Annotated in this window: 18 protein-coding genes; 4 read left to right on the top strand and 14 right to left on the bottom strand. The window is 73.8% G+C overall.

Translation table 11 applies throughout. The annotated features are described in order from the left end of the window. Positions 1-142 precede the first annotated feature (142 nt). On the bottom strand, positions 143-1,495 hold the full coding sequence (locus ACIPSE_RS18265) for a class II 3-deoxy-7-phosphoheptulonate synthase (protein WP_401663675.1): 1,353 nt from the start codon (positions 1,493-1,495) through the stop codon (positions 143-145). A 96-nt stretch (positions 1,496-1,591) separates the two neighbouring features. Here ACIPSE_RS18265 and ACIPSE_RS18260 point away from each other — a divergent pair, with 96 nt between their 5' ends. Then, positions 1,592-1,648: a trp operon leader peptide gene (locus ACIPSE_RS18260; RefSeq protein ID WP_071528813.1), complete on the top strand. Its 57-nt coding sequence runs from the start codon at positions 1,592-1,594 to the stop codon at positions 1,646-1,648. Positions 1,649-1,745: 97 nt separating this feature from the next. Beyond that, positions 1,746-3,626, top strand: a complete 1,881-nt coding sequence (locus ACIPSE_RS18255; protein ID WP_401663673.1) for an anthranilate synthase family protein — start codon at positions 1,746-1,748, stop codon at positions 3,624-3,626. Here ACIPSE_RS18255 and ACIPSE_RS18250 read toward each other — a convergent pair. The 8 genes from ACIPSE_RS18250 to ACIPSE_RS18215 form a co-directional block, all read right to left on the bottom strand. Then, positions 3,578-4,573, bottom strand: coding sequence for a 2-hydroxyacid dehydrogenase (locus ACIPSE_RS18250; RefSeq protein ID WP_401663671.1), 996 nt, complete (start codon positions 4,571-4,573; stop codon positions 3,578-3,580). The genes ACIPSE_RS18255 and ACIPSE_RS18250 overlap by 49 nt on opposite strands. Before the next feature lie 49 nt (positions 4,574-4,622). Next, the gene (locus ACIPSE_RS18245; RefSeq protein WP_401663669.1) at positions 4,623-5,507 is read right to left on the bottom strand and encodes a hypothetical protein; all 885 of its coding nucleotides are present in this window, start codon (positions 5,505-5,507) and stop codon (positions 4,623-4,625) included. A gap of 10 nt (positions 5,508-5,517) precedes the next feature. Then, a complete protein-coding gene (locus tag ACIPSE_RS18240; protein WP_401663667.1) occupies positions 5,518-5,862 on the bottom strand; it encodes a hypothetical protein in 345 nt (114 codons plus the stop codon). A gap of 29 nt (positions 5,863-5,891) precedes the next feature. Further along, positions 5,892-9,590, bottom strand: coding sequence for a CHAT domain-containing protein (locus ACIPSE_RS18235; RefSeq protein WP_401663665.1), 3,699 nt, complete (start codon positions 9,588-9,590; stop codon positions 5,892-5,894). A gap of 90 nt (positions 9,591-9,680) precedes the next feature. Further along, complete coding sequence (locus tag ACIPSE_RS18230) at positions 9,681-10,709, bottom strand: 6-phosphofructokinase (RefSeq protein ID WP_401663662.1); 1,029 nt, start codon at positions 10,707-10,709, stop codon at positions 9,681-9,683. Positions 10,710-10,845: 136 nt separating this feature from the next. After that, positions 10,846-11,523, bottom strand: a complete 678-nt coding sequence (locus tag ACIPSE_RS18225) for a response regulator (protein ID WP_401663660.1) — start codon at positions 11,521-11,523, stop codon at positions 10,846-10,848. Positions 11,524-11,551: 28 nt separating this feature from the next. Beyond that, the gene (gene macS / locus ACIPSE_RS18220) at positions 11,552-12,763 is read right to left on the bottom strand and encodes a MacS family sensor histidine kinase (RefSeq protein ID WP_401663658.1); all 1,212 of its coding nucleotides are present in this window, start codon (positions 12,761-12,763) and stop codon (positions 11,552-11,554) included. Positions 12,764-12,845: 82 nt separating this feature from the next. Beyond that, complete coding sequence (locus ACIPSE_RS18215) at positions 12,846-13,631, bottom strand: lysophospholipid acyltransferase family protein (protein ID WP_401663656.1); 786 nt, start codon at positions 13,629-13,631, stop codon at positions 12,846-12,848. Between the two features lie 148 nt (positions 13,632-13,779). Between ACIPSE_RS18215 and ACIPSE_RS18210 the strand changes: the two genes are divergently transcribed. After that, positions 13,780-14,577, top strand: a complete 798-nt coding sequence (locus tag ACIPSE_RS18210; protein ID WP_401663653.1) for an alpha/beta hydrolase — start codon at positions 13,780-13,782, stop codon at positions 14,575-14,577. Continuing rightward, complete coding sequence (locus tag ACIPSE_RS18205; RefSeq protein ID WP_401663650.1) at positions 14,570-15,160, top strand: hypothetical protein; 591 nt, start codon at positions 14,570-14,572, stop codon at positions 15,158-15,160. Before ACIPSE_RS18210 ends, ACIPSE_RS18205 begins: the two co-directional genes overlap by 8 nt. Before the next feature lie 65 nt (positions 15,161-15,225). On the opposite strand, the gene ACIPSE_RS18200 is transcribed toward ACIPSE_RS18205, so the two are convergent. From ACIPSE_RS18200 to ACIPSE_RS18180, 5 genes are all read right to left on the bottom strand, one after another. Beyond that, a complete protein-coding gene (locus ACIPSE_RS18200; protein WP_401663648.1) occupies positions 15,226-15,969 on the bottom strand; it encodes an endonuclease/exonuclease/phosphatase family protein in 744 nt (247 codons plus the stop codon). A 69-nt stretch (positions 15,970-16,038) separates the two neighbouring features. Further along, complete coding sequence (locus ACIPSE_RS18195) at positions 16,039-16,992, bottom strand: ROK family glucokinase (RefSeq protein ID WP_401663646.1); 954 nt, start codon at positions 16,990-16,992, stop codon at positions 16,039-16,041. Positions 16,993-17,047: 55 nt separating this feature from the next. Further along, complete coding sequence (locus tag ACIPSE_RS18190; protein ID WP_401663644.1) at positions 17,048-17,557, bottom strand: DUF5304 domain-containing protein; 510 nt, start codon at positions 17,555-17,557, stop codon at positions 17,048-17,050. A gap of 57 nt (positions 17,558-17,614) precedes the next feature. Then, positions 17,615-18,784: an ArsA family ATPase gene (locus ACIPSE_RS18185; RefSeq protein ID WP_401663641.1), complete on the bottom strand. Its 1,170-nt coding sequence runs from the start codon at positions 18,782-18,784 to the stop codon at positions 17,615-17,617. Positions 18,785-18,815: 31 nt separating this feature from the next. Beyond that, positions 18,816-19,259: an SRPBCC family protein gene (locus tag ACIPSE_RS18180; RefSeq protein WP_401663639.1), complete on the bottom strand. Its 444-nt coding sequence runs from the start codon at positions 19,257-19,259 to the stop codon at positions 18,816-18,818. Between the last annotated feature and the right edge of the window lie 67 nt (positions 19,260-19,326).

Genomic DNA, 19,326 nt, shown 5'->3' with positions numbered 1-19,326 from the left:
TGGTCAGGTTGGGGGGCGCGTGCGTTTTTGGGCGTGCTTCCACCCCTACCCGCCCGCCCCGGGCGGCCGGCCCTTGGGGGGGGGGGGGGGGGGGGGGGCGCCCCCCCCCCCCCCACTCATATGCCGGTAACAGGTGCCGCCGTCACTGGTCCCTGTACATCTCGGCGACGAGGAACGCCAGGTCGAGCGACTGGCTGCGGTTGAGCCGCGGGTCGCAGGCCGTCTCGTAGCGCTGGTGCAGGTCGTCGACGAAGATCTCGTCGCCGCCGCCGACGCACTCGGTGACGTCGTCGCCGGTCAGCTCCACGTGGATGCCGCCCGGGTGGGTGCCCAGCGCCTTGTGGACCTCGAAGAAGCCCTTGACCTCGTCGAGCACGTCGTCGAAGCGGCGGGTCTTGTGGCCGGAGGCCGCCTCGAAGGTGTTGCCGTGCATCGGGTCGGTCACCCAGGCCACCGTCGCACCGGAGGCGGTGACCTTCTCGACCAGCTCGGGCAGCTTGTCGCGGACCTTGTCCGCGCCCATGCGCACGATGAAGGTGAGACGGCCCGGCTCCCGGTCCGGGTCGAGACGCTCGATGTACTGGAGCGCGTCCTCGGCCGTCGTCGTCGGGCCGAGCTTGATGCCGATCGGGTTGCGGATCTTCGAGGCGAACTCGATGTGCGCGCCGTCCAGCTGCCGGGTGCGCTCACCGATCCACACCATGTGCCCGGAGACGTCGTACAGGTGCCCGGTGCGCGAGTCGACGCGGGTCAGCGCCGACTCGTAGTCGAGCAGCAGCGCCTCGTGGGAGGCGTAGAACTCGACCGTCTGGAACTCGGCCGGGTCGGTGCCGCAGGCGCGCATGAAGTTCAGCGCGTTGTCGATCTCCCGCGCGAGCTGCTCGTAGCGCTGCCCGGACGGGGAGGACTTCACGAAGTCCTGGTTCCAGGCGTGCACCTGGCGCAGGTCGGCGTAGCCGCCGGTGGTGAAGGCGCGCACCAGGTTGAGCGTGGAGGCGGAGGCGTTGTACATCCGCTTCAGGCGCTCGGGGTCCGGGATCCGGGACTTCTCGTCGAAGGCGAAGCCGTTGACGGAGTCGCCGCGGTAGGTCGGCAGGGTCACGCCGTCGCGGGTCTCGGTGCCCTTGGAGCGCGGCTTGGAGTACTGACCGGCGATCCGGCCGACCTTCACGACCGGCACCGAGGCGGCGTACGTCAGCACGGCGCCCATCTGGAGCAGGGTCTTGAGCTTGTTGCGGATGTGGTCGGCGGACACGGCGTCGAAGGCCTCGGCGCAGTCGCCGCCCTGGAGGAGGAACGCCTCTCCCTTGGCGACGGCCGCCAACCGGGCGCGCAGCTGATCGCACTCGCCCGCGAAGACGAGCGGCGGATACGACTCCAGCTCCGCAACGACTGCGCGCAGAGCCTCGGTGTCGGGGTACTCGGGCTGCTGCGCCGCGGGCAGGTCTCGCCAGGTGTTGCCGGCGCTCTGGCCGGTCTTAGCGTTCACGGTCACGACCTCAACATTACGGGGTCGTGTCGCGTCGTTTTCGCACGGCTCGACAGGTGAGACACACTCCCGCTCAGGTGCGCATGGGGTAGGGTGCCTCGCATGTTCGCGCACTCGACCCAGAACTGGTGGTGGACCGCTCATCCGGCGGCCCACTGACTGCGCGTACGCACGACTTCGCGAAGGCCGCCCGAGGGGCGGCCTTCGGCGTTTCCGGGGTCCGGCTCCTCTCCACGACGACAAGGAACCGAGACCCATGCGCCTGCTCGACCTGCTCGACGATCCCCGCCCGTTCGCGCTGCTGCGCCGCCGCACGCCCGGGCACGACGAGAACACCGTGGAGGTGCTCGTCGGTCCGGTCTCCTCCCGCGACGCGCTCGCCGCACTCCCCGACGAGGGCCTCGCCCTGATCCCGTTCCGCCAGATCCGCGAGCGCGGCTTCGACGTGCGGGACGACGGCACCCCGCTGCTGGTCCTGACCCCGCAGGAGACGCACACCCTGTCCCTGGAGGAGGCCCTGGCCCAGCTGCCCGCCCATGACGTGCGGGTCGGGCGGAGCGGCTTCGACGTCGACGACGACGAGTACGCGGGGATCGTCGGCCGGGTGCTGCGGGAGGAGATCGGCGGCGGCGAGGGCGCGAACTTCGTGATCCGGCGGACCTACGAGGGGGAGATCGAGGGGTTCGGCCGGGCGGACGCGCTGAGTCTGTTCCGGCGGCTGCTGGAGGGCGAGCGCGGCGCGTACTGGACGTTCGTCGTCCACACCGGGGAGCGGACCCTGGTCGGCGCGAGCCCCGAGGTCCATGTGCGCATGTCGGGCGGCACGGTCGTGATGAACCCGATCAGCGGCACCTACCGCTACCCCGCCGAGGGCCCCACCCCCGACCATCTGCTCGGTTTCCTCGCCGACGGCAAGGAGATCGAGGAGCTGTCGATGGTCGTCGACGAGGAGCTCAAGATGATGTGCACGGTCGGCGACATGGGCGGTGTGGTGATCGGGCCCCGGCTCAAGGAGATGGCCCATCTCGCGCACACCGAGTACGAGTTGCGCGGCCGGTCCTCGCTGGACGCCCGGGAGGTGCTGCGCGAGACCATGTTCGCGGCGACCGTCACCGGCTCTCCGGTCCAGAACGCCTGCCGGGTGATCGAACGGCACGAGGCCGGCGGGCGCGGCTACTACGGGGGCGCACTGGCGCTGCTGGGCCGGGACGCGGGCGGGGCGCAGACCCTCGACTCCCCCATCCTGATCCGCACCGCCGACATCGGCGCCGACGGGCGGCTGCGCGTCCCGGTCGGCGCCACCCTGGTGCGTGGCTCGGACCCGGCGGGCGAGGTCGCGGAGACCCACGCCAAGGCGGCCGGGGTGCTGGCCGCCCTCGGCGTGCGGCCGTCCCGCCCGCGGGCGGAGGGGACCGGGCCCCGGCTGTCCGACGACCCGCGGGTGCGGGCGGCGCTGGACGGGCGCCGGGCGTCCCTCGCCCCGTTCTGGCTGCGGATGCAGGACCGGACCGGGGAGCTCGACGGGCACGCCCTGGTCGTCGACGGCGAGGACACCTTCACGGCGATGCTCGCGCACGTCCTGAGGTCCGCCGGTCTTCGGGTGACGGTACGGCGGTACGACGAGCCGGGGCTGCGGGAGGCCGCCCTCGCCCATGAGGGCCCCGTCGTGCTGGGCCCCGGTCCGGGCGACCCCGGCGACCTGACCGACCCGAAGATGCGCTTCCTGCGCGACCTGGCCGCCCGGGTCCTGCGCGGGCACCGGCACGGCGTGCTCGGCGTCTGCCTGGGGCACGAGCTGATCGCGGCGGAGCTGGGCCTGGACATCGTCCGCAAGGAGGTGCCGTACCAGGGGGCGCAGACGACGGTCGACCTGTTCGGGCGGGCCGAGACCGTCGGCTTCTACAACAGCTATGTGGCGAGCTGCGACGACGAGACCGCCGCCGAGCTGGCCGCGCACGGCGTCGAGGTCAGCCGGAGCGCCTCGGGCGAGGTGCACGCGCTGCGCGGCCCCGGGTTCGCCGGGGTCCAGTTCCATCCGGAGTCGGTGCTGTCCCTGAACGGCGCCGGGATCGTGCGGGAGCTGGTGGGTCAGCTGCGCGGCACGAGCACGTTCTCCGAGCGGCGGCCCGCCTTGTAGTCGAGGACGTTCTTCACCGTGGCGTCGACGATCTGCCCGACGGCGTCCTCGGTGTAGTACGCCTGGTGGGAGGTGACCAGGACGTTGGGGAAGGTGACGAGGCGGGCCAGGGTGTCGTCCTCGACGGCCTCCAGGGACTTGTCGTGGAAGAACAGGCCCGCCTCCGCCTCGTACACGTCGAGGCCGACGCCCGCGAAGCGGCCGGCGCGCAGTTCGGTGACGAGGGCCGCGGTGTCGATCAGGCCGCCGCGGCTGGAGTTCACGAGGATCGCGTCGTCCTTGACCGTCTTGAGGGCGGTGGAGTCGATGAGGTGCCTGGTCTCCGGCATGAGGGGGACGTGCAGGGAGATCAGGTCCGACTCGGCGAGGAGCTCCTCCTTGGACACGTACCGCATGCCGAGTTCCCGGCAGGCCGGGTTCTCGGCGACGTCCCAGCCGAGCAGACGCATGCCGAAGCCGTGGGCGATCCGGGTGAACGCCTCGCCGATCTTGCCGGTGCCGAGGACGCCCGCGGTGCGGCCGTGCAGGTCGCGGCCCATCAGCCCGTCGAGGCGGAAGTCGAAGTCGCGGGTGCGGGTCGAGGCGCGCACGATGCGCCGGTTGACCGCCATGGCGAGCGTCCAGGCGAACTCGGCGACCGAGTACGGCGAGTAGTACGACACGCGGGCGACGGTCAGGCCGAGCCGCTCGGCGACCTTGAGGTCGATGTTGTTGAACCCGGTGGAGCGCTGGGCGATCATCCGGGTGCCGCCCGCCGCGAGGATCTCCAGCACGCGGGCGCCGAGGTCGGCGTTGACGCTGGTGGAGACGGTCTCGTAGCCCGTCGCGATGGGGGCGGTGTCCTCGTTGAGGAAGACGTCCAGACAGCGGACCTCGTGGTGGCCCCGGAAGGCCCGCTCGATCAGCGGCTTCTCGTCCGCCTGCACGCCGAAGGCGAGGATCTCCACAACTGCTCCCGTTCTGGTGGGGTATGGCCGAATATACGTCCGCCGGCGCTCACAGACCTCTGCGCAGCCGCTCGGTCAGGGCCCGGCCCTGGCCGGGCGACGGACGGGGTTCGGCGAGCCGGGTGTGCAGCCGGTCGAGGTGCAGGTCGACGGCCGACTCGACCAGCTCGGCGTAGGCCTCGGCGGCCAGGGCGGCCCGGTGCCGGGACACGGCCGCGGCGACGGCGGCGACCGCCAGGGCGGGCCACCACACCACGGCGAGCGGCAGGTACAGCAGCGCCCAGCCGCCGAGGGTGAACGCGGCGTCGAGCCGGGCGCGGGCGCCGGTGAGGGTGTCGCGGGTGGCCGTGGGCAGCAGCAGCCACAGGCGGGGCCAGACGGTGGCGAGGTCGATGCCGTACTCGGTGCCGAGGCGGACCGCGGGGGCGCGCAGCCGGTCGCCGAGCCAGGTGGGGTGCTCGGGCGGGATCAGGGCGACGGCGTTGCGGCGCGCGGCGTGCGCGGCGGCGGCCTCCCGGGAGTCACCGGCTCCGGCCAGCCCCTCCTCGTACGCGGTGTCCGCGGAGCGCCAGGCCCCGGCGCGGCGGGCGGTCAGCCGGGCGGAGAGCGTGGCGAACGGGCGGGGCCAGGGCCCGGACAGAGCCCGTTCGACGGGACCCGCGAGCGCCTGGGCGAGGACGCCGAGCGCGGCCGACGCCGGTACGGCGGCCAGGATCAGCAGCACCGCCCGGGCGGCCGGGCCCTCCTCGCGGCCGGGGCCGCCCTCGGCGAGCGCGGTGAAGCCGTCCCACAGGGCGTGCCCGTCGTGCCAGCCGCTCTGGCCGAGCCGGAACGCGGCACCCGCGACCAGCAGATAGACGAGGCCGGGCAGGACGAGCAGGGTGAACCAGCGCTCGGCGAGCCTGCGCCCCAGCTCGGCGAGGACCCCGGTCACGGCCGGACCCTCACGCGTCCGGTACGAAGGTCAGCACCCGTTCGTGGACCAGGCACTCCGGCGGGCCCTCGCCGGCGTGACGCCGCTCGGTGCGCCGGCACGCGCCGATCGGGCACAGGTAGAGGCCGGTGACGGGCGGTCCGGGAGCGGCGACCTGGGTCGGGGCGTGGCGGGCCTGGAGCGGTCCGGTGACGCTGACGTCGAGCGACGCGAGGACCGCGGCGAAGTCCGCGCCCTCGCGCAGCCGTCGCACGGCCTGCTCCAGGGAGGCGCGCAGGGGGCCGCGGCTCATCAGGCGCAGAGCCGCCAACTCCCGGCAGAACTCGGCTTGCAGATCACTGTCGGCTGCTTCCACGGGACCGATCGTAGGGCCGTCGCCGCCTCTCACGCCCCGGAATGCACATGCGCCGCCCAGCTCAGCGGCCGGTCCGGGTGGAGTGCGCGCAGCCGCCGCACGGCGTGGTGCAGGGCGAGCGCGGCGGGCGGCGCGCCGGGTCCGGCCGCGGCGAGTTCGCCGTACACCTGCTCGGCGATGTCCGCCGCGCAGGTGTCGTCGACGCGCCACAGGGTGCCGATCACCTGGGAGAAACCGGCGAGTTGGAGCGATCCGGCCAGGTGCAGGGCCTCGTCGGGGAGGCGGGTTCCGCCGACGGCGGTCTCGCAGGCCGAGAGGTAGGCGAACTCGGCGTCGGGCAGGTGGAGCCGGGTCACGTCGAGCACGCTCAGGGCGCCGTCGGGCAGCAACAGCCTTCCCTGGGAAGGCTGTTCGGGTTCCTGGACGCCGTGGCAGGCGAAGTGGACCCAGGGGTGGACGGCGAGCGCGGCCCGTACGGCGCCGGCGCGGGCGGCGTCCCCGTGCAGCAGGGTGCCGCCCACCGCGCGGCGTGCCGCCTCGGCCTCGCGCAGGGCCTGCGGCAGCGGGGCCTGGCCGGGCGTCTCGGGGACGGCGACGATCAGCGGGTCGCGCCGCCCGGTCCCCGCGCGTTCCCTGGCCCGCAGGAGCGCGGCGAGGCTCGGCGTAAAGGAGGAGACGACCCGGTCCGGCACGGCGCCCGCCGCGTGCAGGGGCAGGAAGGTCAGCGGGCCGGTCGGGCACCACCACAGCCGGGGCGGCTCCCGGCCGGGCGGGGGCGGGCCGGTGAGGCCGAGGGCGTCGAGGACGGGTTCGGCGACCGCCGTCCACAGCCAGTCGAGGAGGTCGGCGACGGCCCGCTCGGCGAAGGCGCGGGCCAGCCCGGAGCGGCCGGCCGCGGCGACCGCCTCGAACAGCGCCTCGCCGCGCTCCCGGGCCTCGGCGTGGGTCAGCGCGGGCAGCTCGCGGACGCGGACGCCGGTGCCGTCGAGGAGCAGGGCGTGGCCGGTGCCCTCCTTGCCGACGGTGAGGACGGCGACGGGGCCGCGGTCGCCCGCCGAGGTCAGCTTCCCGGCGGCGGGCGGGCGCAGGAAGTCCGCGAAGCCCTCGCGGTCCCGGACGGCGCGGAGGATGTCCTGCCACTCGCGGGCCAGCCGGTGGCGGCGGTCGGCGCCGGGCACGGACAGGTCGTCGGCGGCGCGTTCCAGGGCCTGGCGCACCTCGCCGAAACGGGCGGCGAGCGCGGGGTGGGCCACGGCCAGGTCCTCGGCGTCGGTGCGCAGTTCGAGGGCCTGGGCGGCGAGGACACCGCGCCCGGCCTCCAGCAGTTCCAGGGCGTCGGCCGGCCGCCCGGCGGCCAGCGCGACCCGCGCGGCGAACGGCCCCAGGTCGGTGTCGCCGAGTGTGTGCTCGTGGTCGGAGCGGTCGCCGCCGCGCCACACCACCAGGGGCAGCGTGTCCATCGCGTCCCGCATCGCGGCCACCGCCCGGTCGCCCTCCCCGACGGCGTGCGCCACCTCCGCCAGCCGGACCGAGGCGGCGACCCGGACGCCGGGCGGCATGGCCGGGTCGGCGGCGAGTTCGGCGTTGACGGCGAGGGCCCGGTCGCGGACGGCGTCGTGGCCGCCGTCCGCCGCGGCGATGTCCACGAGGACCCAGGACAGGGCGCCGAGCGCGCCGCCGCGCAGCGGGTGCCCGGACGGCATCAGGCGCAGGCACTTGAGGGCGGCGGCGAGCGCGATGTCGAGGTCCTCGCGGTCACCGGCCCGCCGGTGCCGCTCGCGCAGGGCGTGCGCCAGGTTGCCGTACAGGCCCGCGTGGCGCAGCGCGTCGGAGGGCGGGTCGGCGAGGGCCGTCTCGAAGTGGCGGACGGCGTTCTCGGCGACCTCGATGTCGGCGTCGGGCAGGGTGACGCGGGCGAGCAGGAGGCTGCCGTGCGCGGACTCCAGATGGTGCCGTCCGTGGTGGTCGGGGCTCAGGCCGGCGAGGGCGCGCTGCACCAGCCGCCGGGCCCGGCCCAGTTCGGCCCGGTCCCTGGTGCGGCGGGCGTACTCGATCATCAGGGTGGTCACGTTGCCGAGGACGACAGGGGTCTCGGCCTCGAACTTGGGCATGCCCTCGACCATGTCCTCGGCCAGGTCGACGGCCTCGCGCAGGGCGGCGAGGTGCCCGGTGCGGGTGTGCCGCTCGGCGAGGGCCATGACGAGGCTGCCGCGCAGACCCATCAGGTCCTCGGGGTCCACATGCGCGTCGGAGAGTTCGGCGAAGGCCCGGCGGCAGCCGTCGACGGCCTCGTCCAGCAGGGCCAGGTCGTGGCCGAACCGGTAGCGGTGGACCAGCACGGTGGCGAGCGTGGACAGCGACTGGGCGCGGTCGACGGCGGAGCCGGCGAGGCCCAGGGCGCGGCGGGCGGCCTCCTCGGCGGGGCCGAAGTCGGGCGTGTCCCCGTGCTCGGCGCGGGCCAGCCTCAGCAGGGCGAGACCGCGCAGGGCCGGGGAGGCGTCGGCGTGCGGGCCGCCCGGGGCGACCAGCGGGGTCACGACGTCCAGGGCGCGGACGATCACCCCGGCGTCGCCGGTCTCGCGGAACTCGTGCACCGCGGCGATGCCGTACGAGCCGACCGCCTCGAAGGAGGTGTCCGGCCCCGTCAGCCCCTCCCCCATGAGGTCCAGGGCGCGGCGCCGGTCCGCGGGGTCGCCGCGCAGCTGGTAGCGGTACTGGAGGTGGCGGCCGAGGTCGGCGGCGTACCGGGCCGGGCGGGCGGCGTGGAGCCGCTCGTAGACCCCGACGGTCTCCTCCAGGACGTCGAGGTCGCGGCGGCGGGCGAAGCGCTGGGCGAGCAGGCCCGCGAAGACCGGTTCGGTCGCCTCGCGGCGGGCCGCGAAGTGCGGGTTGCGGAAGGCGGCGCGCTGGAGGTCCAGCGCCTCGTCGAGGAGGGCGACGTCCTTCGGCTCGTGGACGGTGGCGGTGACGAAGGCACCGATGGCCTTCATGGCGTGGGCGAGCCACGGCACGCCACCGGGGTCGAGTCCGCCGAGGGCGGCGCGGACGAGGGCGGGCACGTCCGCCATGGGGGAGGCGTCCCGCTGCCGGGCGCAGCGTCTCGCGAGCAGCCGGGCGAACTCCACGGCACGGTCGGCGGCCGGTTCGCCCGGGGCGCGCCGCTCGTAGGACGCGCGGGCGTGGGTGATCGCGGTCTCCTCGTCGGCGGGATCCGCGCCATCCTGGAACCGCAGTTCCGCGACGCCGGAGACGAACGCGAGCAGCCGGGGCAGGCGCGGATCGCCCGGGGCCGATCCGTGCAGACAGCGGGTGCCGCAGACCAGGGCGGCGTCCACGCACCAGCGGCGCAGGTGGTGCGGGGTGCTCTCGTCCCGGGCCAGTTCGAGGAAGCGGACGGACATCCGGGCCGTCGCGTTGACGTCGGCGGCGTCGAGCGGCGCCCCCGGGTCGATCAGGGGGCGCAGTCCGGCGGGGGTGGACGCGGGGTTCGCGCGATGGCCCCGGGCGACGGCGAGGACGGTGACCGCCGCCTCGGGTCCGAGTTCGCCGTCGCCCGCCCGGGCGCCCTGCGCGGAGGCTCTCAGCAGGGCGGCGATCGCGCGCAGTTGGCCGGCCGTCGGCCGGGGCGGCGGGGTGCCGTCCCGGAACGCGGGCCAGACGGCGGCGAGGACGTCGCCGTCCCGGTCGAGGAGGGCCCGCAGTTCCCGTCCGCTCCACCACGCGACCATCCGGCCTCCCCCGTGACCTGCCTGACGCTGTCACGGCAACCGTGACGGCGTCAGGGGCCGCGGGGCAACTCGCGCTGGTGGGAGAGGTGCTCAGCCGAAGAACACGCCGACCTCCGCGTACAGCGCGGGGTCGACGGTCTTCAGCCGGGCCGTCGCCTCGGAGATCGGCACCCGGACGATGTCGGTGCCGCGCAGGGCGACCATCCGGCCGAAGTCGCCGTCGCGGACGGCCTCGATGGCGTGGAGTCCGAAGCGGGTGGCGAGCCAGCGGTCGAAGGCGCTCGGGGTCCCGCCGCGCTGGATGTGCCCGAGGACGGTGGTGCGGGCCTCTTTGCCGGTGCGCTTCTCGATCTCCTTGCCGAGCCATTCGCCGACGCCGGAGAGGCGGACGTGGCCGAAGGAGTCGAGCGAGCCGTCCTTGAGGACCATGTCGCCGTCCTTCGGCATGGCGCCCTCGGCGACGACGACGATCGGGGCGTAGGACGCCTTGAAGCGGGAGGTGATCCAGGCGCACACCTGGTCGACGTCGAAGCGCTGTTCGGGGATGAGGATGACGTTGGCGCCGCCGGCGAGCCCGGAGTGGATCGCGATCCATCCGGCGTGGCGGCCCATCACCTCGCAGACCAGGACGCGCATATGGGACTCGGCGGTGGTGTGCAGGCGGTCGATGGCCTCGGTGGCGATGCCGACGGCGGTGTCGAAGCCGAAGGTGTAGTCGGTGGCGGAGAGGTCGTTGTCGATGGTCTTGGGGACGCCGACGACGGGGACGCCGTACTCGTCGGTGAGCCGGGCGGCGACGCCGAGGGTGTCCTCGCCGCCGATCGCGATGAGCGCCTCGACCTCCAGGGCGGCGAGGTTCTCCTTGATCCGGCGGATGCCGTTCTCCTGCTTGAGCGGATTGGTGCGCGAGGAGCCGAGGATGGTGCCGCCGCGGGGCAGGATGCCGCGCACGGCGGGGATGTCGAGCGTGAGGGTGTCGCCTTCGAGGGGTCCGCGCCAGCCGTCCCGGAAGCCGACGAAGTCGTATCCGTACTCCTGCACACCCTTGCGGACGATGCCCCGGATGACGGCGTTGAGCCCGGGGCAGTCGCCACCTCCGGTCAGTACTCCTACGCGCATGGAAAAATCCCTTCGCCGCAGTTTCTTGTGACAGCCACGCTAATGGTGATCCAGGTCACAGAGGGATGGGCGGGAAGGGCAATTCCGTTGGATCAGCGCCCCGTTGCGCTCCACGTCAGGTGTCGCCGGGCACGGGTCACTCGTCGTCGAGTCCGCGCTCTATGGCGTACCGGACCAGTTCCACCCGGTTGTGCAGTTGCAGCTTGCCGAGGGTGTTCTGGACGTGGTTCTGGACCGTGCGGTGGGAGATGACCAGCCGCTCGGCGATCTGCTTGTAGCTCAGCCCCTTGGCGACCAGCCGCAGCACCTCGGTCTCCCGGTCGGTGAGCTGCGGCGCCTTGGGCCGGTCGGGGTCGGAGGCGGGCGCCGGGTCGGAGGCCAGACGCCGGTACTCGCCGAGGACGAGACCGGCGAGGCCGGGCGTGAACACCGGGTCCCCGACGGCGGTACGGCGCACCGCGTCCAGCAGCTCCTCCGTGGACGCCGACTTCAGCAGATAGCCGGTCGCCCCGGACTTCACCGCCTCCAGGACGTCCGCGTGCTCGCCGCTCGCCGACAGCACGAGCACCCGCAACGCCGGGTTGTGGCCGACGAGTTCCTTGCACACCTGCACCCCGGGCTTGGCCGGCAGGTTCAGGTCCAGGACGAGCACGTCGGGTGCGGCGGCCTTGGCCCGGCGCACCGCCTGCTCGCCGTCGCCCGCGGTGGCGACCACGTCGAACCCGGACTCCGCGAGGTCCCGGGCGACCGCGTCGCGCCACATCGGGTGGTCGTCGACCACCATCACCCTGATCGTGTCCTGCTGCCCGCTCATCGCCGCCCCGCCTCGCCCCGTGTCCCTGTCACTGTCCCGCCTTCCCACGCGCCGGTGCCGTCTTCGGCACCTTCAGCTCGACCTCCGTGCCCTGTCCGGGCACCGAGATCAGATCGGCGCTGCCGCCGAGTTCCCGCAGCCGCCCCCGGATCGACAGGGCGACTCCGAGCCGCCCCTCCCCCTCGGCCTGGGCCAGCCGGCCCTCGGGGATGCCGGGCCCGTCGTCCCGGACGGTCACGATCACCTCGTCGGGCTCGTCCTCGACGAGGATCCACGCGCGCGCGTGCTCCCCCGCGTGCCTGCGCACATTGTCCAGCGCGGCCCCCACGGCCGCGGCCAGCTCCCGCGCCGCCTCGGGCGCCATCTCCACCGGGGCGCCGGGATCGGCGAGGTTCACGTCGGAGGCCGCGTACCCGGCGAGATGGGCCCGCAGGTCCACCGGCCCGTCCGCGTCGGCGGGCCCCGCGTCCGGCTCCCGCGCGCCGCGCCCGACCGGCCCGCGCGCCACGGGGGTCAGCCCGCCGGAGACCAGGGTGCGCAGCGCCACCTCCTGCTCGCCGGCCATCCGGCCCAGCTCGGCCGCCTCGCCGCCGATGACCGCGCCGCGCCGCTGCACCATGGCCAGCACCTGGAGCACGCTGTCGTGGATGTCCCGGGCCAGCCGCTCCCGCTCCCGCGTCGCCGCCTCGATCTCCAGGGCGCGCGCGAGGGTGCGCTCGGAGGCGCGGGCCACCTCGACGACATAGCCGATCGCGATGGAGGCGACCCAGACGAGGACGACGTTGTGGACGGTGTCCCGGGCCGGGTGCCCGCGCTCGATCAGGTTGGCGACGGCGACCGGCGTCGAGGCGAACGCCGCCCAGCGCCAGCCGCCCTTGATGGCGAAGGCGAGGACCGACCCCGCGGTCCATATCGACGGCAGCGTGGGCCCGCCCCGGTCGATGTGCCCCTGGGTGACCACCAGCGGCGTCAGGACGATGCCCGCGAGGGCGATGGAGAGGTCCACGGCCAGGAACCACCTGGCGCACGCCGCCGCGCTCTGGACGCGGGGCAGCGTGACGAGCGTCCATCCGCACAGCACGACGTAGTAGACGATCGCGGCGCCCGGACGGTCGTAGTCGTCGTAGACGCTGACGAACAGGCCGACCGCGTACAGCATGGTCAGCACCCGGTAGCCGGTGAGCGCACGCCACAGCGGCTGCTCGACCGACATGCGCATGACGCGCTCCCGCTTGGACACGCCCCGCCCCCTACCGCTCTTCTCTTCTCCGGGCTCCTGTCCGGGCCCGGTCCCCCTGCGCCCGGTTCTGTGCCCGGTCCTTCTAGGCCTGGTCCTTCTGGGCCCGGTCCTTCTCGACCTGGTCCTTCTCGACCTGGTCCTTCTCCGCCTGGGCGAGGGCGGCCCTGGCCGCCTTCTCCGCTTCCTTCTCGGCCTTCGCCGCCTCCGCGAGCTGCCGCTTGGCGGCGGTCGCGTAGACGTCCACGTACTCCTGGCCGGAGAGCTTCATGATCTCGTACATGACCTCGTCGGTCACGGCCCGCAGCACGAAACGGTCGTGCTCCATGCCCTGGTACCGGGAGAAGTCCATGGGCTCACCGATCCGGATGCCGGGCCGCATCAGCTTGGGCATCACCTGCCCCGGCGGCTGGATCTTCTCCGTGTCGATCATGGCGACCGGGATGACCGGGGCGCCGCTGGCGAGCGCCACGCGCGCGAGGCCGCCGGGCTTGCCCCGGTACAGGCGGCCGTCGGGCGAGCGCGTGCCCTCCGGGTAGATCCCGAACAGTTCCCCGCGCGCCAGCACGTCGATGCCGCTCTTGATGGCCGCCTCACCCGCGCCGCGCGCCCCCGAGCGGTCCACGGGGAGCTGGCCGACGCCCTTGAAGAAGGCGGCCGTCAGCCGTCCCTTGACCCCGGGCGTGGTGAAGTACTCCGCCTTGGCAATGAACGTGACCTTGCGGGTGAGGACCGCGGGCAGGAAGAACGAGTCCGAGAAGGAGAGGTGGTTGCTCGCCAGGATCGCGGGGCCCTCGTCGGGAATGTTCTCCAGGCCTTCCACCCAGGGCCTGAAGGTGACCTTCAACGGTCCCCCGATAGCGACCTTCATCGCGCCGTACAACAACCGAGTGCCTCCTGTGTCTGTCGGTCAGACCTTAACCCGGAGCGCCGCCAAAGAGCCCGACGACCCTGGTCGGTGTCAGTGCGGTCGCGTACGGTGAAGTTCCTGCAACCGACCCCATGAACAGGAGACCGAGGTGCCGGTCCTTCCTGGAGCCGAGCCGTACCGCCACGAGGGCGGCGAGACCGGCGTCCTCCTCTGCCACGGCTTCACCGGTTCCCCGCAGTCGCTGCGCCCCTGGGCCCGGCACCTCGCCGAGCGCGGCCTGACCGTGTCCCTGCCGCTGCTGCCCGGGCACGGCACCCGCTGGCAGGACATGCGGCTCACCGGCTGGCAGGACTGGTACGCCGAGGTGGACCGCGAACTGCGGGCCCTGACCGAGCGCTGCTCCCAGGTGTTCGTGGCCGGTCTGTCGATGGGCGGCACCCTCGCCCTGCGGCTCGCCGCCAAGCACGGCCCGGCGATCTCCGGCGTGGTCGTCGTCAACCCGGCGAACCGGATGCACGGCCTGGCGCAGTACGCCCTTCCGGTGGCCCGTCACCTCGTCCCCACGGCCCCCGGCATCGCCAGCGACATCGCCAAGGAGGGCGCCGAGGAGGTCGGGTACGACCGGGTGCCGCTGCACAGCGCGCACTCCCTGCGCGCGTTCTTCCGCCTGGTCGACGGCGAGCTGCCCCAGGTCACCCAGCCGCTGCTGGTGCTGCGCAGCGTCGAGGACCACGTGGTGCCGGCGGCCGACTCCGCGCGCGTGCTGAGCCGAGTGTCGTCCACGGACGTAACAGAGATCGTGCTGGAACAGAGCTACCACGTCGCGACGTTGGACCATGACGCGGAGCGGATCTTCGACGAGAGCCTCGCGTTCATCGACCGGCTCGGCGCCGGCACCGGCACCGGCGAAAGCCCCGGGAAAGAAGGGACGGCCGTACGTGGCTGAGCAGCACGACGCGGACCGTGAGGACCGCGAACCGGACGAGCAGCACGTCCCGTTCGACGAGACGGCCGCCTGGGAGGCGATCGTCGCCGGGTACGGAGACGAGCCGCCGGACCCGCCGGGCTCCAAGCCGTTCAAGTCGGTGGAGGACCTGGCGCTGCTGGAGCCGGAGACCAACGACGAGAAGCCGAAGGAGCCGGAGGCCGAGCCGAAGGAACCGGAGGCGAAGCCCGCCCCGGCCAAGCCGCTCGGCAGCTCGGTCTCCTTCGCGCCCGGGCTCGGCCCCCGCGACTACACGGCGCCCGACCCCGTCGAGGAGGACTTCGACGAGGACGACGAGGGCCACTTCGTGCCGCCGGAGCCGCCGCCCCTGCCGGAGGCCGACACCACCGCCAAGTTCGCCTGGCTGGCGGTGATCGGCGGCCCGCTGCTGCTCCTGCTGGCGATACTGCTGGGCTGGGAGATGACCTGGTGGCTCACCACCGTCGGCATCGGCGGCTTCCTGGGCGGCTTCGCCACGCTGGTCGTGCGGATGCGCACGGACGACGAGGACGACGGCGACCCCGGGCGCGGGGCGGTCGTCTAGCCGTCGGGCCCAGGGCGGTCGTCTAGCCGTCGGGCCCGGGGCGGCCGTCGGGCCCGGAGGGGACGTCAGGCGGGCGGAACCCTGAGGGCGGCCAGGACCGGCAGATGGTCCGTGGCCGCCCGCAGATCCGCCTCCGTCACGCCCGGCTGCCCGATGGGCACCCCGCAGCCGAGCACCTCGATGCCCTTGGTGGCGAACAGCGCGTCGATGCGGCGCGGCGGACCGGAGCGGGTCCAGGTGTGCTCGCCGCCCCAGGGCGCGGTGGCCCAGCAGTCCTGGAGGGTCTCCGAGAGCCGGGTGAAGGTACGGCCGCCGGGACCTTCGTTGAGGTCGCCGCCGGCAACGGCGTGGTCGACGCCCATCCCCGCGAGCCGGTCCAGGAGCATGCCGGCCTGCTCGTGGCGCTCGTCCTTCTGGAGGCCGAGGTGACAGCTCAGGACGCCGAGGCGGACACCGGCGATGGTCACGACGGCGGTGGCGAAGCCGCGCCGGTGCTGACCGGGGGTGAGCGGCAGGAGGACGTCCTCTGTGCGTTCGACGGTGGCCCGCAGGGAGCAGAGCAGGGCCGGGCCCGCCGCGGTCGCGCCGCCGGAGAGGACCACCATCTGTGAGGCCGCCGCGAGCCGGGCGAGTTTCTTGCGCCAGCGGAAGAACCGGGGCGCCTCCTGGACGAGGACGAGGTCCGGGGCGCAGGCCCTGACGACCCTGGCCAGCGCGGCGGTGTCGTCCCGCATCGAGCGGATGTTGTAGCCGAGGACCCTGATGACCGCGGAGCCGTCCGGTTCCGTACGGGAGTCGGGAAGCTGCATGCGGGTCAAGATACGACGATGCCCGCCGTCCCGGGACCGGACGCGGCGGGCATCACCGTACGGAGGGAACTACATGATCGGGTCGGGCTCGCGCGCGAGGTCCGCCGCGCCCACCAGACCCGCCTTGTTGCCCAGCCGGGCGGCGATCACATCCGCCACCGGACGCCAGTTGCCGCCGACGAGCCAGCGCTTGTAGGACTTGCGGATCGGGTCGAGAACCAGTTCGCCCTCGTCCGAGAGGCCGCCGCCGACGATGAACGCGGAGGGGTCGAAGAGGGAGGCGAGGTCGGCGAGACCGGCGCCGGCCCAGCGGGCGAGCTCGCGGTAGGAGTCGACGGCGACCGGGTCGCCCTGGCGGGCGGCCATGGAGATGTGCTTGCCCTCGATGCCCTCGGGGCTGCCGTCGCCGAGGCCGAGGAGGATCTCCGCGTTCTCGGGGGTCGCGTTGGCGCGCTGCTTGGCGTACCGGACGAGCGCGCGCCCGGAGGCGTACTGCTCCCAGCAGCCCTGCGAACCGCAGCCGCACAGCAGCCCGTCCGGGACCATGCGGATGTGGCCGAACTCGGCGGCGACGCCGAAGTGGCCGCGGCGCAGCTTGTTGCCGATGATGATGCCGCCGCCGAGGCCGGTGCCGAGCGTGATGCAGATGACGTTGCGGTGGCCCTTGCCCGCGCCGAACTTGTACTCGCCCCAGGCCGCCGCGTTGGCGTCGTTCTCGACGACGACGGGGAGTCCGACCCTGGCCTCGACCTTCTCCTTCAGCGGCTCGTTGCGCCAGTCGATGTTGGGCGCGAAGTAGACCTCGGAGCGCTGCCGGTTGACGTATCCGGCCGCGCCGATGCCCACGCCGACGATCTCGTGCCCGGCACGAGCGCCCTCCACGGCGGAAGCGATGGCGTCCACGATGCCCTCGGGCGTACCCGGGGTCGGCACCTTGTGGGTCGAGAGGATGTTGCCTTCCTCATCGACCACGCCGGCCGCGATCTTCGTGCCGCCGATGTCGACGCCGATGGTGAGTCCCATGAATCCCTCAGTTTCGGTCGAGCCCCGCTACGGCCCACCGTACCTGAGGGGCGCTCTAGTCCAGGTCGATGCGCTCGGAGGGGCCGGGGTCCTCGCCCCGGTCCTCGGAGGGCGTGTCCTTCCGGGTCCAGCGCTGTTCCTGGGCGGTGACCGCGGAGCGGTAGGCGGCGAGGAGTTCGGTCCCGGCGGCGGCGAGGTGGTCGAAGACGTCCGGGTTGCGTTCGATGACGGGCTCGACGGCGGCCTTGGCCTGCTGGACGACCTGCTGCACCACCTGCTGGGCGGCGGGCCCGGCGATCGCTCCGAGGAGCGGGGACTGGAGCGAGGACAGCTTGTCGCCGACGGCGTCGACGAGTTTGCGCAGTTCCTCGGCGGCCGAGCCGGGCGGCTGGCCGTAGGCGGCGCGGCGGCGGGCCTTCTCCTCGGCGAGGTCCTCGGCGCACGCCGTCGACCAGGCGTCGGCGTCGGTGGCCCGTACCTCGTCGGCGGCCTCGTCGCGGGAGCCGGCCCGAGACGCGGCCTCGTCCCCGGAGCCGGCCTGTGACGGGGGGAGCTCTTCGCTCATGACGGACTCCTGACTACGGTTCGTCCCTACGACGTTACCCGAACGGGCGTACCGGGTTCACCGGGTGCGCGGCCACAGATCGGGGTCCGGCGCGAAGCGCACGCGCAGCTCCGACTCGCGCAGCGCCGCTCCGGCGACCGTGCACCGGCGCAGCGCGCTCGGCAGCGGCACGATCCGCCGGAACGCCCCCACGGTGAGGACGAGTTCGTCGCCGCGCCGCACGAGGTCGAGCTCGTCGCGTATCGCGCCGGGCAGCGGGATGTGCCAGACGAGGACGCCGTCGTCCGCGAGCCGGTCCTCGACGGGCCAGTCGACGCGGGACGGTCCCGTGGGCGCCCCGGGGACGCCCAGCGCGGCCAGGTCCTCGCCGCCGCGGGGGTCCCGGCCGAGGTGGGCGACCTCGCTCACCTCGTACGTCTCGCGCCACTCCTCCAGCGTCTTGCGCTGCTGGGCGACGGGGCCGGCGAGCCAGCTGTCGGCGGCGCTGTCGGGCAGGACGCGCGCGGCGAGGACCCGGTCGGCGCGCAGTCCGTGCAGGGCCAGCCCGAGCACGGCCCCGCGGACCGCGTCGGCGCCGGCCGGCCCGGGCTCGGCGACCAGCCGTACGACGGTGGCCGGGTCGGCGACGACGGCCTCGACGGCGGCGAGCTCCAGGTCCCAGCGCGCGGCGGTCTCGTACAGCCACTCCGACGGCATCGGGATCCCGGCGAGGCGGCCGAGGACGGGGCGCAGCGCGCGGGCGGCCTGGCGTTCCGGCGGCAGCAGACGGCGCAGGTAGCGGCGGAGCTCCTCGGGCAGGGAGAGCAGGGCGAGGGCCTGCGGCACGGGCGGCAGGTCGACGACGAGCAGGTCGTGCCGGTCGGAGAGGGCGGCGTCGCGCAGGGCCCGCAGGAGGGTCAGTTCCTCCGCGCCGGGCAGTGGGGTGACCTCCTCGGGGTCCAGGCGGGAGGCGCCGAGGAGGTCGAGGACGGAGGAGGCGCGCTCCTGGAAGCCGGCGAGGTCGTCGCGGAAGCCGGCGGCGGCGTCGGGCCGCCAGGCGGTGAGCCCCTCGGCGGCCTGCACGGGCACGGGTCCGGTGGGGGTGCCGAGGACGGCGCCCAGGGTGTCCGTGCGGTCGGCGCTCAGGACGAGGGTCCGGACCCCCGACCGCGCGGCGGCGAGCGCGGTGGCGGCGGCGGCGGTCGTCCGGCCGCCGCCACCGGGACCGGTGATCAGGAGGGTGCGCATGGGATGAACGGTAACCGGACGTGCGGGGGCGCTACTTCGCGCCGGACTCCACGCGCTTCTTCAGACCGGCGAGCGCGCGGTCGATGATGACCTTCTCGGCCTTGCGCTTGATCATGCCGAGCATGGGGATCTTGACGTCGACGGTCAGCACGTAGGTGACCTCGGTGGCGCCCGCGCCGGTCGCCTTGAGCAGGTAGGAGCCGTCGAGCTGGCGGAGCATCTGGGACTTCACCAGGGTCCAGGAGACCTCGTTCTCGCCGGTCCAGGTGTAGCCGAGGACCTGGTCGTCCTTGATGGCTCCGGCGTCCATGACGAGCCTGACCTGCTCGGCCCGGCCGGAGGCGTCCGTGGCGAGGACCTCCGCCTGCTTGACCTCGCCGGTCCAGTCCGGGTAGCGGGCGAAGTCGGCGATCACCGCCATGACGTCGGCCGGTGCCGCCTCGATCGTGATGCTCGAGCTGGTGTGTTCCGCCATCGCCGTGGCTCCTCCAGATGCGGGCCGGTAGGGCAGGTCTGCTCACAAGGGGATACTGCTGGTCCTG

The sequence above is a fragment of the Streptomyces sp. NPDC090106 genome (assembly GCF_044747265.1).
In the GTDB taxonomy this organism is placed as follows: domain Bacteria; phylum Actinomycetota; class Actinomycetes; order Streptomycetales; family Streptomycetaceae; genus Streptomyces.
Note: the sequence above shows the minus strand (reverse complement) of the source record. Positions and strands in the feature narration are given on the sequence as shown.

What these genes read in the sequence shown, in the direction of transcription:
- ACIPSE_RS18255 (WP_401663673.1), top strand. Translation starts at nt 1,746, where the DNA reads ATGCGCCTGCTCGACCTGCTCGACGATCCCCGCCCGTTCGCGCTGCTG.
- ACIPSE_RS18235 (WP_401663665.1), bottom strand. Translation starts at nt 9,590, where the DNA reads ATGGTCGCGTGGTGGAGCGGACGGGAACTGCGGGCCCTCCTCGACCGG.
- ACIPSE_RS18230 (WP_401663662.1), bottom strand. Translation starts at nt 10,709, where the DNA reads ATGCGCGTAGGAGTACTGACCGGAGGTGGCGACTGCCCCGGGCTCAAC.
- ACIPSE_RS18225 (WP_401663660.1), bottom strand. Translation starts at nt 11,523, where the DNA reads ATGAGCGGGCAGCAGGACACGATCAGGGTGATGGTGGTCGACGACCAC.
- ACIPSE_RS18215 (WP_401663656.1), bottom strand. Translation starts at nt 13,631, where the DNA reads ATGAAGGTCGCTATCGGGGGACCGTTGAAGGTCACCTTCAGGCCCTGG.
- ACIPSE_RS18200 (WP_401663648.1), bottom strand. Translation starts at nt 15,969, where the DNA reads ATGCAGCTTCCCGACTCCCGTACGGAACCGGACGGCTCCGCGGTCATC.
- ACIPSE_RS18195 (WP_401663646.1), bottom strand. Translation starts at nt 16,992, where the DNA reads ATGGGACTCACCATCGGCGTCGACATCGGCGGCACGAAGATCGCGGCC.
- ACIPSE_RS18190 (WP_401663644.1), bottom strand. Translation starts at nt 17,557, where the DNA reads ATGAGCGAAGAGCTCCCCCCGTCACAGGCCGGCTCCGGGGACGAGGCC.
- ACIPSE_RS18185 (WP_401663641.1), bottom strand. Translation starts at nt 18,784, where the DNA reads ATGCGCACCCTCCTGATCACCGGTCCCGGTGGCGGCGGCCGGACGACC.
- ACIPSE_RS18180 (WP_401663639.1), bottom strand. Translation starts at nt 19,259, where the DNA reads ATGGCGGAACACACCAGCTCGAGCATCACGATCGAGGCGGCACCGGCC.